Genomic DNA, 13,849 nt, shown 5'->3' on the forward strand with positions numbered 1-13,849 from the left:
GATGCGGAAGGAGGGCCGGGCCCGCCGCGCAGGCGGGCCGGCGCCGTGCCGTCAGCCGGTGTTCTGCAGGCCGGCGGCCACGCCGTTGACCGTCAGCAGCAGCAGCCGCTCCAGGTGGCGCTCGTCCTCCTCCGACAGCGATTCCTCCTCCGCGCCGCGCAGCGCCGACAGTGCCCGCAGCTGCAGGTGGGACAGCGCGTCCACGTAGGGGTTGCGCAGATCGACGGCGCGGGAGAGCACACTGCGGTTCTCCAGCAGGCGCTCGTGGCCTGTCACCTTGAGCACGAGGTCGCTCGTGCGGTCGAACTCGTCCAGCACCACCCGCGTCAGCTCCGGCCTGCCGCCCAGCGCCAAGTAGCGCTCGGCGATGGCGCGGTCGGTCTTGGCCAGGCTCATCTCGGCGTTGTCCAGCAGCGAGGAGAACAGCGGCCACTCGTTGTAGGCGGCCTGCAGCTCGCTCAGATCCGGCGCGGCGGCCAGTCCGGTACCCAGCCCGAACCAGCCCGGCAGGTTGACCCGGGTCTGGGTCCAGGCGAACACCCACGGGATGGCGCGCAGGTCGTCGAGGCCGCGGGCGGCGCTGCGCCGCGAGGGGCGCGAGCCCAGCCGCAGCTCGCCCAGCTCCTCCAGCGGGCTGACGGCCGAGAACCACTCCGCGAAGCCCTCGGTCTCGATGAGCGAGCGGTAGGCGTCGTGGGCGGCCCGGGAGATCCCGTCGGCGAGCGTGCGGTACTTGGACGCGGCCGCGTTGGCGCGCTCCTGCACCTCCTCGGTGCTGGCCATCAGCACGGCGTGGCCGACCTGCTCGATGTGGCGGTGGGCGATGGCGCGCTGGCCGTAGCGGGCGAAGATCACCTCGCCCTGCTCGGTCACCTTGAACCGGCCCGCCACCGACCCGGGCGCCTGGGCGAGCAGCGCCCGGTTCGCGGGCCCGCCGCCGCGCCCCAGGGACCCGCCGCGGCCGTGGAACATGGTCAGCCGGACGTCGTTGCGCTCGGCCCAGGAGGCGAGGTGGGCCTGGGCGTCGTAAAGGCGCAGCGTCGCGCTCACCGGCCCGACGTCCTTGGCGGAGTCGCTGTAGCCCAGCATCACCTCCATGCGGCGGCCGGTCTCCTCCAGGCGGGCCCGCATCCGGGGCAGCCGCAGCATGCCGTCGAGCACGTGCGGCGACGCCTCCAGGTCCGCGCCCGTCTCGAACAGCGGGATGACGTCGAGCACCGGCGTCTGGCCGGTGGGCATGGCGTATTCGGCCAGCTCGTAGACGGCGGCGATGTCGTCGGCCGAGCGGGTGAAGCTGACGATGTAGCGGCGGCAGGCGTCGACGCCGAAGCGCTCCTGGATCCAGGCCACCACGCGCAGGGTGGCCAGCACCTCCTGGGTGCGCTCGGAGACCTGCCCGCCGGCCCGCAGCTCCTCCAGTGCCTGGGCGTGCACCTCGCTGTGCTGGCGGATCTCCAGCTCGGCGAGGTGGAACCCGAACGTCTCGGCCTGCCAGATCAGGTGCTGCAGCTCGCCGTTGGCCTGGCGGGCGGCGCCGGCCCGGGCCAGGGAGTCCTGGACACGGCGCAGCTCGGTCAGGAACTCCTCGGGTCCGCGGTAGGCGAGGTCGGCGTTGCGCTCGCGCGTCGCGCGCAGGCGTTCCGTGGCGAACAGCAGCGCCTGGCGGTGCGGCTCGTTGGGCGAGCGCTTGGTGATCTCGGCCATGATCCGCGGGTAGCCGGCCTCGGCCGCCGCCAGCGCGTCGCGCAGCTCCTGGCCGGCGGGGGTGAGGTTGCTGTAGACGGTCAGCGTGCGGGCGACGCGCCCGCACGCGTTCTCCAGAGCGCGAAGCACATGCTCGGCCTGGATGGAGATGGCTTCGCGGGTGACGTCGTGGGTGACGAAGGGGTTGCCGTCGCGGTCGCCGCCGATCCAGCTGCCGTAGCGCACGAACGGGCGTGCGCGCACGGGTTCGCGGCCGGTCCCGTCGGGGTCGATCGCCGCGTCCAGGGCCCGGTAGATCTCCGGCACCACCTGGAAGATCGTCTCGTCGAAGGCGGCCAGGGCGGTGCGCACCTCGTCCAAGGGGTCGAGCTTGGTGTAGCGCAGCTGGGAGGTGCGCCAGAGCAGGTCGATCTCCTCCAGCAGGCGCCGCTTGGTCTCGGCCTCGGCGGTGCTGCCCGGGTGCGCGCCGTGCAGGCGGTCGAGTTGTCCGCTGATCCGCAGGATCGCGGTGGAGACCGCTCGGCGCCGCGCCTCGGTGGGGTGGGCCGTCAGCACGGGGTGGAACTCCATGTTCTCGACCAGCTCGCGCAACGTCTCCTCGCCGGCGCTCTCGCGGATGGCGTGCACGGCCGCCGCCAGCGACTCCCGCGGGGGGTTGTCGGCGTCGTCGCGCTCGCGCAGCGCGCGGATGCGCTGATGCTCCTCGGCGAGATTGGCCAGGTGGAAGTAGACGGTGAAGGCGCGCGCCACCTGTTTGGCGCGTTCCAGCGGCCAGGAGTCCACCAGTTCGGTGATCTCCTCCCCGCTCACCGAGCCGTCTCGGGCGCCGATGACGGCGCGCCGCAGCCGTTCGACGTCGGAGAGCAGGTCCTCGCCTCCGCTTTCGGCCATGACCGTGCCCAGCATCTCGCCGAGAAGGCGCACATCGCCGCGCAACTGGTCGGGCATCTCCTGGCGAGCACTGTCGCGTTCCGCGCTTACCGCTGTCATGTCCCCGACCTTACCCAGATTGGTCTGAACCATTTTCCGCGGGACGGGCGGAGCGGAGCGCGCTCGGGCGCCGCCGCAGGGCGTCGCGGCGAAGCCGCGGCAGAGGCCGTCCAGGACGCTCGGCCGCCGCCCGCCGTGGCACCACCGGCGCTCTCAGGACAGACACCGTCTCATCGTGTCGGCCCGCCCCGCTGCCCCCTCTGCTGCGGGGCCTACCCGCAGCGGGGGCGGCGGACGCTCCGCGCCTCCGCCGATTCCTGCGGTTTTCGCCCGCATTTCCCCGGCCGGTGGGACGCCGCGGTGCTGTGTCCACGCGTTCCCCGGGCGCTCTGTGCGCCATGCCACTCCTCCCCGAACAGACGCGGGGGACGTATCGGCACGGGGAGCGCACGAAGCTATCGTGAGTGCCTATGGCCACCGAAGCCCCAGAACCGCTGCCTGCGGACGAGATCGACATCCACACCACCGCGGGCAAGCTCGCCGACCTGCAGCGGCGCCGCTACGAGGCGGTGCACGCCGCCTCGGAGCGAGCCATCGAGAAGCAGCACGCCAAGGGGAAGCTGACCGCGCGCGAGCGGATCGACGCGCTGCTCGACCCCGGATCGTTCGTGGAGTTCGACGCCTTGGCGCGGCACCGCTCCACCAACTTCGGACTCGACGCCAACCGCCCCAACGGCGACGGAGTCGTCACCGGCCACGGCACGGTCGACGGCCGCCCCGTCGCGGTGTTCAGCCAGGACGTCAACGTCTTCGGCGGCTCCCTGGGCGAGGTCTACGGCGAGAAGATCGTCAAGGTCCTCGACCACGCGCTGAAGACCGGCTGCCCGGTCGTGGGCATCAACGAGGGCGGCGGCGCGCGCATCCAGGAGGGCGTGGTCGCGCTCGGCCTCTACGGCGAGATCTTCCAGCGCAACACCCGCGCCTCCGGCGTCATCCCGCAGATCTCGCTGATCATGGGCGCCGCCGCGGGCGGGCACGTCTACTCCCCCGCGCTCACCGACTTCGTCGTCATGGTCGACCAGACCTCGCAGATGTTCATCACCGGCCCAGACGTCATCAAGACGGTCACCGGCGAGGACGTCACCATGGAGGAACTGGGCGGCGCGCGCTCGCACAACACCAAGTCCGGCGCGGCCCACTACATGGCCTCCGACGAGCACGACGGCCTGAACTACGTCCGCGACCTGCTGGCGCACCTGCCCGCCAACAACCTGGAGGACCCGCCCCGGGCCGAGGCGCCGGACGAGCACGAGGTCACCGACGCCGACCGGGAGCTCGACACCTTCGTTCCGGACTCGGCCAACCAGCCCTACGACATGCACCGGGTGATCGAGCACGTCCTGGACGACGGCGCCTTCCTGGAGGTGCAGGCCCATTTCGCGACCAACATGGTGGTCGGCTACGGGCGTGTCGAAGGCCGCCCGGTGGGCGTGGTCGCCAACCAGCCGATGAGCCTGGCCGGCTGCCTGGACATCGACGCCTCGGAGAAGGCCGCGCGGTTCGTGCGCACCTGCGACGCCTTCAACGTGCCGGTGCTGACCTTCGTGGACGTGCCCGGCTTCCTGCCCGGCACCGACCAGGAGTGGAACGGCATCATCCGCCGGGGCGCCAAGCTCATCTACGCCTACGCCGAGGCAACGGTCCCGCTGGTCACCGTCATCACCCGAAAGGCCTTCGGCGGCGCCTACGACGTCATGGGCTCCAAGCACCTGGGCGCCGACATCAATCTGGCCTGGCCCACCGCCCAGATCGCGGTGATGGGCGCCCAGGGCGCGGTCAACATCCTGCACCGGCGCACGCTGGCGGCCGCCGAGGACGTCGAGGCCGAGCGCGCGCGCCTGATCCAGGACTACGAGGACACCCTGCTCAACCCCTACTCCGCCGCCGAGCGGGGCTACGTCGACGGGGTCATCATGCCGTCGGAGACCCGCACACAGGTGGCCAAGGCGCTGGCGTCGCTGGAGAACAAGCGCGAACAGCTGCCCCCGAAGAAGCACGGGAACATCCCGCTGTGAGCCGCAGTGCGGCTACCCGGCGCCCGCGGGGCGCCCCCGGTCCCGCGGAGGCGGGCCGAGGAGACCGTGACGCGGACCGTCTCCGCCGGCAGCGGTGGACGCAGATGAGGACGAGAGGGAAGCGATGACGACCGACCCGTCCCGGCCGCCGCCCGCGCCGTTCCTGCGGGTGGTGCGCGGCGAACCCACACCCGAGGAGACCGCGGCGCTGGTCGCCGTGCTCACAGCGCGCGCCCGCGCCGCCCGGGCCGCGGGCGACGAGCAGGCCCCGGGGCCGCCGTCGGGCTGGCGCGACCGCTCGCGGCTGCTGGGTCTGCCGCCGGCACCGGGCCCCGGTGCCTGGCGGGCCGCCTACCGCCCGCGCTGAGGCGGCGCCCGTCCACAGGCCGGGCCGCCGCGGCCCGCCGATGCCCGCACGTTCCTAGACTTGTCACAACCCGGCGCGGTCCCCGCCGGACCAGGAGGATGTTCCACCGTGCGCAAAGTTCTGATCGCCAACCGGGGCGAGATCGCGGTCCGCGTCGCGCGCGCCTGCCGCGACGCCGGTGTCGCCAGTGTCGCCGTCTACGCCGAACCCGACCTGGACGCCCTGCACACCAAGGTCGCCGACGAGGCCCACGCCCTCGGCGGGCAGACGCCGGCCGACAGCTACCTCGACATCGCCGCGATCCTGTCCGTGGCCGAGCGCACCGGCGCCGACGCCGTCCACCCCGGTTACGGTTTCCTCGCCGAGAACGCCGACTTCGCCCAAGCCGTCATCGACGCGGGGCTGACCTGGATCGGCCCGCCGCCCTCGGCCATCAACGCGCTGGGCGACAAGGTCGCCGCCCGCCACATCGCCCAGAAGGTCGGCGCGCCCCTGGCTCCCGGCACCTCCGATCCCGTCGCCGGCGCCGACGAGGCCGTGGCGTTCGCCGAGGAGCACGGGCTGCCCATCGCGATCAAGGCGGCCTTCGGCGGCGGCGGGCGCGGTCTCAAGATCGCGCGCACACGCGAGGAGGTCCCCGAGGCCTTCGACTCCGCGGTGCGCGAGGCGGTCTCGGCGTTCGGCCGCGGCGAGTGCTTCGTCGAGCGCTATCTGGACCGCCCGCGCCACGTCGAGACCCAGTGCCTTGCCGACTCCCACGGCAACGCCGTGGTCGTCTCGACCCGCGACTGCTCGCTGCAGCGCCGCCACCAGAAGCTCGTCGAGGAGGCCCCCGCACCCTTCCTCACCGCCGAGCAGGAGGAGCTGCTCTACTCCTCCTCCAAGGCCATCCTGCGCGAGGCCGGCTACGTCGGCGCGGGGACGTGCGAGTTCCTCGTCGCCGCCGACGGCACGGTCTCCTTTCTGGAGGTCAACACCCGGCTGCAGGTCGAGCACCCGGTATCGGAGGAGGTCGCGGGGATCGACCTGGTCCGCGAGATGCTGCGCATCGCCGACGGCGAGGAACTGGGCTACGCGGACCCGCAGCTGCGCGGGCACTCCTTCGAGTTCCGCATCAACGCCGAGGACGCCGGCCGCAACTTCATGCCCGCGCCGGGCACCGTCACCGCGCTGAGCCTGCCGGGCGGGCCCGGGGTCCGGGTCGACACCGGGTGCGAGGCCGGGTTCACGGTGCCGCAGGCCTTCGACTCGATGGTGGCCAAGCTGATCGTCACCGGCCGCACCCGCACCGAGGCGCTCGAACGTTCGCGGCGGGCGCTGGCGGAGTTCCGGGTCGGCGGCATGCCCACGGTCATCCCCTTCCACCTGGCCGTCATCGACGACCCGGCGTTCGCCCCGTCCGATCCCCAGACGCCGTTCTCGGTCTACACCCGCTGGATCGAGACCGAGTTCGACAACCGCATCGAGCCCTACACCGAGTCGGTCGTGCAGGCCGAGGCCGCCGAACGCGAGCCCATCACCGTCGAGGTCGGCGGCAAGCGCCTGGAGGTCGTGCTGCCCGCCGGCCTGGGCGCCGCCGCGAGCGCACCCGGCCGCAAGCAGGACGGCGGGCGCTCCTCCCGGCGCAGCGGCGGCAGCACCGGCGGGACCGCGGCCGCGGCGGGCGGTGACGCACTGGTCTCCCCGATGCAGGGCACTGTGGTCAAGGTGGTCGCCGAGGACGGCCAGACCGTGGCCGAGGGCGACCCGGTCGTGGTCATCGAGGCCATGAAGATGGAGCAGCCCCTGACCGCCCACAGGTCCGGCGTGGTCACCGGCCTGACGCTGGCGGCGGGCGACGGCCTCAGCAACGGCGGCGTCGTCTGCGAGATCAAGGACTCCTGACCCGCCCGCCCCCGAGAAACCGTAGGTGTGATCCGCGCCACAACCGCGGCGTAGGACGGAATAACGCGGCGGTTGTAACCCTTGTGCCCGTTCGTGACGAATATTTGGGATCTGACCGTGCGGCGACACATCGACCTCTGCCGTGTCGCGTCGCAGGCGTGTCGCCGGGGCTGACCGGAAACCGCCCCCCCCCCCGATCGCCCGCGCGGGGCCGCTGCCGGCCGCGCCGTCGTCCCCCAGGTGCACCCGCCATCGCGGGACACCGGTCAACGTCCTGACACAGGAGTCACACCGTGCTATCCGCATTGCGGCGCATACCCTTCGCCGTCCAAGTCCTCGCCGCCCTCGTCGTCGGCGTCGCCCTGGGCATCGTCGCCCGCCAACTGGGCGGCACCGCCGAGGACCCCAACTGGCTGGCGCTGACCCTCGACACCGTCGGCTCCACCTTTGTGACGCTGCTGCGCACGATCGTGCCGCCGCTGATCGTGCTGGCGGTCATCTCCTCCATCGCCAACCTGCGCAACACGGCCAACGCCGCCCGCTTGGCGGGGCAGACGCTGCTGTGGTTCGCCATCACCGCGCTGATCGCAGTGGGCATCGGCATCGGCCTGGGCCGGCTCTTCCAGCCGGGCGTCAACGCCGATGTGGACGCCGGGGCCGCGCAGGCGCCCGACGCCGGGTCGCAGGGGTCGTGGCTGGCGTTCCTCGAGAGCCTGGTGCCGACCAACTTCCTGGGCGTCACCGCCGAGACCTCCGAGGAAGCCGGATCGCTGGCCACCAGCCTGGACTTCAACGCACTGCAGCTCATCGTCATCGCGATCGCCATCGGCATCGCGGCGGTGCGCGTGGGTTCGGCCGCCGAGCCGTTCCTGGCCTTCACCCGCTCGGCGCTGACCGTGGTGCTGAAGGTGCTGTGGTGGGTCATCCGGCTGGCCCCGCTGGGCACCGTCGGCCTGCTGGGCAACGCGGTCTACAGCTACGGCTGGACCACCGTAGGCGCCCTCGGGCAGTTCGCGCTGGCGATCTACACCGGCCTGGCTCTGGTGTTGTTCGTCGTCTATCCGGTGCTGGCCCGCCTGCACGGGCTCTCGCCGCTCAAGTACTTCACCGGTGTGTGGCCGGCGGTGCAGCTCGGGTTCGTCTCGCGCTCCTCGATGGGCACCATGCCCGTCACCCAGCGCGTGGCCGAGACCAACTTCGGCGTGCCGCGCCACTACTCGTCCTTCGCCGTGCCCTTCGGAGCCACCACCAAGATGGACGGGTGCGCCGCGATCTACCCGGCGATCGCCGCGATCTTCGTGTCGCAGTTCTACGGGGTGCCGCTGGGGCTGACCGACTACCTGCTCATCGTGTTCGTATCCGTGATCGGCTCGGCCGCGACCGCCGGCACCACCGGCGCGACGGTCATGCTCACGCTGACGCTGTCGACCGTGGGCCTGCCGCTGGAGGGCGTCGGCCTGCTGCTGGCCGTCGACCCGATCCTGGACATGGGCCGCACCGCGGTGAACGTGGCCGGACAGGCCTTCGTGCCGGCGCTGGTCGCCAAGCGGGAGCGGATCATGGACGTGGCCCGCTTCCACGCCCCGCGCGGGCTCGGCGGGTTCGTCGCCCCCGACAGCGGCGAGGAACTGCGCGCCGACGCCGAGCGGACCGCGGCCGATGCCGCTGAAAGCGAGGCCCGCACGGACGCGGCCGACGGCGATGAGGCACCCGGCGGCCACGGCACCGCCGCAGCGCCCGCAGGCCGGGCGGCGCCCTGACGCGGCCAGCCGCGACGCACCTCACGGGCGGCCCGCCGCGCAGGGGGCCGCCCGTAGTGTTGGAGACGACAGCCGCCTGCTCCGCGGGAACCTTCCAGCCGCCCTGTTCGTCTTGTGAGAGTGAGGGAGGCGAGAGGAACGATCATGTTGCGCCGCTTGGTACTACCCGCCCTGCTTGCCGCAGGGCTCTCCGCTGTGGCCGTGGCACCCGCCAGCGCCGACTCCGTGCCGGATTCGGGCGAGGTCGTCGACGACCTGCGGAACGACAACGTCTACATCCACCCCGACATCACCGACGACCAGCTCCCCCAGGCCGAGCGTGAAACGCTGGCCGACGCCGCCGACTCCGCGGCGAACCCCACCTACTACGTGGTCCTCCCCTCGGACACGCTCAACTCCGAGGCCAGCGTCAACAGCTACATCGAGGACATCCAGCCCGAGGTCGGCGAAGGCACCTACGCGGCACTCGCCGGCTCGCAGGAGCTGGTGATCAACTCCACGGAGCTCAGCGCGTCGGAGGACGACGCTCTGGAGGAGGACCTGCTGGCCCGCAACGAGGGGCAGATCGACACGCTGGTCGCGGTGCCCGAGGCCGTCGAGGACCAGCAGTCCGCCGACGCCGCCTCCGGCGTCTTCGGCGCGATCCTGCTGGGTCTGCTGGTCGTCGCCGTCGCCGGCGGCGGGTTCTTCCTGTACCGCGGCAAGAAGCGCCGCGACGAGCAGAAGGCCAAGGAGCTGGCCGAGATCAAGCAGATGGCCAACGAGGACGTCGTGCGGCTGGGCGAGGACATCGCCGGCCTGGAGATCGACGTCTCCGAGGTCGACGAGGCCACCCGCACCGAGTACAGCCACGCGATGGACTCCTACGACCGCGCCAAGTCCACGCTGGACACCATCCACGAGCCCGACCAGGTGAAGCAGGTCACCACCGCGCTGGAGGACGGCCGCTACCACATGGTCGCCACCCGCGCCCGGATGAACGGCGAGCCGGTGCCCGAGCGGCGCCAGCCCTGCTTCTTCAACCCCCAGCACGGTCCGTCGAACCAGGACGTGATGTGGGCGCCCCCGGGCGGCACGAGCCGGTCGGTTCCGGCCTGCCCCGCTTGCGCGCAGGCGGTCCTCTCCGGGGCCGACCCCGACGTCCGCCAGGTCGAGGTCGACGGACAGCGCCGTCCCTACTACGACGCCGGCCCCGCCTACGCGCCCTACGCGGGCGGCTACTTCGGCATGGACATGATGATGGGCATGTTCACCGGCATGATGATGGGTTCCATGATGGGCTCCATGATGGGCGGCGGCATGATGGGCGGCGACATGGGCGGCGACATGGGCGGCGGAGGCGACTTCGGCGGAGGCGGCGACTTCGGCGACTTCGGCGGAGGCGACTTCGGCGGGTTCGACTTCTAGAGCGGTCCCGCGGAGCCCACGCGCTCGCGTCCTTCACACAGAGAACGGCCCCGGCGGTGCGCCGGGGCCGTTTCGTGTCGCGGCAAGCCCGGTCCGCGGGACGCACTACCCACCGGCGGCCGGTGGGCCGGGCCCGTCCGCGCCGGGCCGCCTACTCGGGCGAGGCCTGCATCAGCGAGCGGGCCGCCTCGGTGATGCTGCCCGACAGCGAGGGGTACACCGCGAAGGTGTGCGCGAGGTCGTCGACGGTCAGGCGCTGCTGCACCGCCACCGACACCGCGAGAATCAGCTCGCTGGCACGCGGCCCGACGACGACACCGCCCATCACGATGCCCGTGTGCTGGCGGCAGATCAGCTTGACGAAGCCGTCCTTGCTGTTGGTCATCTTCGCGCGCGGATTGGTGTCCAGCGGCAGGTTCACCACGCGTGCGTCGAGCTTGCCGCTGCGCACCTCGCTCTCGGTGGCACCGACCGACGCGAGCTCGGGGTGGGTGAACACGGTGGAGGCCACCGTGGAGAGTTTCAGCGGGGAGACGGCCTCGCCCAGAGCGTGCCACATCGCGATGCGGCCCTGCATCGCCGCGACCGAGGCCAGCATGTTCACGCCGGTGCAGTCGCCGGCGGCGTAGACGCCGGAGGCGGAGGTTCGCGATACCCGGTCGACCTGGATGAACCCACCGTCGTCCAGGCCCACGCCGATCTCCTGGAGTCCGATGTTGGCGGTGTTGGGGATCATGCCCACCGTCATCAGGCAGTGGCTGCCCTCGACGGTGCGGCCGTCCGACAGGGTGACCACGACGCCGTTGCCGGTGTTGGTCACCGACTCCGCGCGCGTCTTGCTCAGCACCGTCATGCCCTGGCGGCGGAACACGCCCTCCAGCACCTCGGCGGCGTCGGCGTCCTGGGTGGGCATCACGCGCTCGCGGGAGGAGACCAGGGTGACGTTCGAGCCAAGACCCTGGTAGGCGTTGGCGAACTCGGCGCCGGTGACGCCCGAACCCACCACGATCAGGTCCTCCGGCAGCTCCTGAAGGTCGTAGAGGTGGCGCCAGGTCAGGATGCGCTCGCCGTCGGGCTTGGCCGAGGGGAGCTCGCGGGGGTGGGCGCCGGTGGCCACCAGGACGACATCGGCGTGGATGCGCCGGTCGCCGACGGCGACGATCTTGGGGTCCACCAGCCGCGCCTCGCCCGGGATGATCTCCACGCCCTCCTTGACCACACGCGAGGCCGTGTCGTCGGACTGGGCCTGGGCCAGACGCTTCACGCGGGCGTTGACGGTCTTCACGTCGACCGAGACGCCGCCGTCGGTGTCGACGACGTCGATGCCCAGCCTGCCGGCCTCTCGGACGTAGGTGGAGCGCACCGAGGTCGCGATCATGGTCTTGGACGGGACGCAGTCGGTCAGGACGCAGGCGCCGCCGACGCCGTCGCGGTCCACGATCGTCACGTCCGCACCCAGTTGAGCGGCGACCAGCGCCGCCTCGTAGCCGCCCGGGCCGCCGCCGATGATCACGACCTTGGTCACGCTGCTTCACTCCTTCTGGCGGACGCGCGTCAAAGCGCCGCTTGCCTCGTGGGCCGCCGCCTGGGACGTCTCTGCTTGCCGTCTACCCATTGTCCGCCATGCCGAGCCGCGGAAATCGCAACGGGGGCGCACGGCCCGGCTTACCATTGGCGCCGTGGTTCTCTACGCCGCCTACGGCACCAACCTGGACCCCGAGCAGATGGCCGGGTGGGCTCCGCGTTCTCCGCTGTGGGGCACGGGCTGGCTGGAAGGCTGGCGGCTGACCTTCGGCGGCGAGTCCGGACCGTGGGGCGGCGCGCTGGCCACCATCGTCGAGGACGGGCGAGCGAGCGTCTTCGTCTCCCTCTACGACGTCCCCGAGTGCGACGAATCACACGTCGACACCTGCGCCGGTGCCGGATTCGGCCTCTACCGGCGCCTGCGGGTGCGGGCGAGCACGCTGCTGGAGGGCGAGACCGCCGCCTGGACCCATGTACTCGACGACTACGAGGGCGGGCTGCCCTCGGCGCTGTATTTGGCGATGCTGGCCGACGCGGCGGAGAAGGCCGGAGCGCCCGCGTTCTACGCCGACGATCTGCGTTCACGCCCCTGCACGTCGGCACGCCCCTGACGCCGGCTCCGCCGGCTTCTCCTCTCTTCACGCCCGCCCGCCGGGACCCGACCGGCGCCGTCGTCCGGCGCCGGCCCGGCCTCCGAGGACCGCGCGTCGGCGCAAGGCCCTCCGATCCCACACGCGTGGGTCGCACCCGGTTCCGGACGATTTTGAACACGGCGCGTTGCGTTCCGGATGAGTTCGGTTACACACGCGTACTCTCCGGAGATGTGAGCGAATCCACGCAAGTACGCCCAACGACCGGCACCGCCCAAGCCAAGGAGCGGGCCGTCCAGGCGGCGAACGAACTGCATTCCCGGACCGGCGCCGACGCCTTCGACGCCGTGGTGGTCCTCGGATCGGGCTGGGCCGATGCGGCCGACGCCCTGGGCAGCGTCGAGGCCGAGCTGGACATGACCGAGCTGCCCGGGTTCGTGGCGCCCACCGCGGCCGGCCACTACTCGACGCTGCGCAGCATCCTGGTCGGCGACAAGCGCGCCGCGGTGTTCTGCGGCCGCACCCACCTCTACGAGAAGCACGACCCGATGCGGATCGTGCACGCGGTGCGCACCGGCGTCGCGGCCGGCGCGTCGGTCGTTGTGCTGACCGGTGCGGCCGGGTCGCTGCGCACCGACTTCTCGGTCGGCCAGCCGATCGTGGTGCGCGACCACATCAACCTGACCTCCACCTCGCCGCTGTCGGGACCGGACTTCGTGGACCTCACCGAGGCCTACAGCCCGCGGCTGCGCACGGCGGCCCAGGAGGTCGACCCGTCGCTGGCCGAGGGGGTCTACGCCTCACTGCTGGGCCCGCAGTTCCAGACTCCGGCCGAGCTGTCGATGCTGCGTGTCGCCGGCGCCGACCTGGTGGGGCGCTCCTTCGCGCTGGAGACCATCGCCGCCGTCGAGATGGGCGCCGAGGTGCTCGGACTGTCGGTGGTCAGCAACGACGCCATGAGCGCGGTCTTCGAGCCGTTCGACTCCCTCAAGGCGCTGGATGTGGTCCGGCAACGCGCGCAGCACCTGGGCCGACTGCTCAGCGCGACACTGCAGCGGAGCTGATCCGCGCTCGGCGGCGCCTGCGGGCCCGGCCCGAGGGGCGGGCGCGGGCCGTGCAGTACCCGCCGGCGCTCCGATCGCGCCGCTTCCGACGCTCACACATACGGGGCGGACACGGTGCGCCCGGCGGCCGTCCGCGCGGGCCGCCGGGCGCACTCGTGTTCCTGCGGCGCGGAGCGAGGTCCCCGCAGACCCCGTGGCGAGCCCCGGCCGCATCTTCCGGTGGAACATCGCACCGCCGGGTGCGCGGCGGCCCGGACGGAACCGGGCTTCCCCGCAGACGCACGGGTGGCGATCCGTGCCGGCGGCGCTTCCTTATTCAGTTGACCCATGCCGCCTGTGCGAGCGGTGAGGGATCCGCGTAAGCCCGCCCACCGCCCAACCATTAGGCATGCCTTACCTAACCAGGAATTCGAGGTGCGGTCAACCCCCGCTCCCCCGCCGGACCGAGAACGGGCCCACACGACCCTCAGCGCGTCGCGAGCGGCAGCACGAGCCACCGGGCGACTTCCGCGGGGGCGGCGTGTCCGCCAGGCGCGGCAGGGCG

The 13,849-nt window shown here is 72.1% G+C and carries 10 protein-coding genes; 8 read left to right on the forward strand and 2 right to left on the reverse strand.

Going from position 1 to position 13,849, the window contains the following annotated elements; genetic code table 11:
- Positions 1 to 51: 51 nt before the first annotated feature.
- Complete coding sequence (locus tag LP52_RS21605; protein ID WP_274518831.1) at positions 52 to 2,652, reverse strand: phosphoenolpyruvate carboxylase; 2,601 nt, start codon at positions 2,650 to 2,652, stop codon at positions 52 to 54.
- Positions 2,653 to 3,104: 452 nt separating this feature from the next.
- Here LP52_RS21605 and LP52_RS21610 point away from each other — a divergent pair, with 452 nt between their 5' ends.
- The 6 genes from LP52_RS21610 to LP52_RS21630 all read left to right on the forward strand — a co-directional run bounded on the left by LP52_RS21610 (position 3,105) and on the right by LP52_RS21630 (position 10,127).
- Positions 3,105 to 4,709 carry an acyl-CoA carboxylase subunit beta gene (locus LP52_RS21610; RefSeq protein WP_040276186.1) on the forward strand — a complete coding sequence of 535 codons (1,605 nt, stop codon included), beginning with the start codon at positions 3,105 to 3,107 and terminating at the stop codon, positions 4,707 to 4,709.
- Between the two features lie 124 nt (positions 4,710 to 4,833).
- Positions 4,834 to 5,076, forward strand: a complete 243-nt coding sequence (locus tag LP52_RS21615) for an acyl-CoA carboxylase subunit epsilon (RefSeq protein ID WP_040276187.1) — start codon at positions 4,834 to 4,836, stop codon at positions 5,074 to 5,076.
- A gap of 108 nt (positions 5,077 to 5,184) precedes the next feature.
- On the forward strand, positions 5,185 to 6,960 hold the full coding sequence (locus tag LP52_RS21620) for an ATP-binding protein (protein WP_040276188.1): 1,776 nt from the start codon (positions 5,185 to 5,187) through the stop codon (positions 6,958 to 6,960).
- A gap of 93 nt (positions 6,961 to 7,053) precedes the next feature.
- The gene (locus LP52_RS29025) at positions 7,054 to 7,134 is read left to right on the forward strand and encodes a putative leader peptide (protein WP_394298223.1); all 81 of its coding nucleotides are present in this window, start codon (positions 7,054 to 7,056) and stop codon (positions 7,132 to 7,134) included.
- Between the two features lie 119 nt (positions 7,135 to 7,253).
- Positions 7,254 to 8,720 carry a dicarboxylate/amino acid:cation symporter gene (locus LP52_RS21625; RefSeq protein WP_052810118.1) on the forward strand — a complete coding sequence of 489 codons (1,467 nt, stop codon included), beginning with the start codon at positions 7,254 to 7,256 and terminating at the stop codon, positions 8,718 to 8,720.
- A gap of 144 nt (positions 8,721 to 8,864) precedes the next feature.
- On the forward strand, positions 8,865 to 10,127 hold the full coding sequence (locus LP52_RS21630; protein WP_040276190.1) for a hypothetical protein: 1,263 nt from the start codon (positions 8,865 to 8,867) through the stop codon (positions 10,125 to 10,127).
- A gap of 151 nt (positions 10,128 to 10,278) precedes the next feature.
- Here the strand turns inward: LP52_RS21630 and LP52_RS21635 are convergent, their stop codons facing one another.
- Positions 10,279 to 11,652 carry an NAD(P)H-quinone dehydrogenase gene (locus tag LP52_RS21635; RefSeq protein ID WP_040276191.1) on the reverse strand — a complete coding sequence of 458 codons (1,374 nt, stop codon included), beginning with the start codon at positions 11,650 to 11,652 and terminating at the stop codon, positions 10,279 to 10,281.
- A gap of 154 nt (positions 11,653 to 11,806) precedes the next feature.
- Here LP52_RS21635 and LP52_RS21640 point away from each other — a divergent pair, with 154 nt between their 5' ends.
- Positions 11,807 to 12,262 carry a gamma-glutamylcyclotransferase gene (locus LP52_RS21640; protein ID WP_040276192.1) on the forward strand — a complete coding sequence of 152 codons (456 nt, stop codon included), beginning with the start codon at positions 11,807 to 11,809 and terminating at the stop codon, positions 12,260 to 12,262.
- 212 nt (positions 12,263 to 12,474) lie between these two features.
- Positions 12,475 to 13,305 (forward strand): purine-nucleoside phosphorylase, encoded by an 831-nt coding sequence (locus LP52_RS21645; RefSeq protein WP_040276193.1) that lies wholly within the window; start codon positions 12,475 to 12,477, stop codon positions 13,303 to 13,305.
- The last annotated feature ends 544 nt before the right edge of the window (positions 13,306 to 13,849 follow it).

Source organism: Streptomonospora alba, from assembly GCF_000826685.1.
Lineage (GTDB): Bacteria > Actinomycetota > Actinomycetes > Streptosporangiales > Streptosporangiaceae > Streptomonospora > Streptomonospora alba.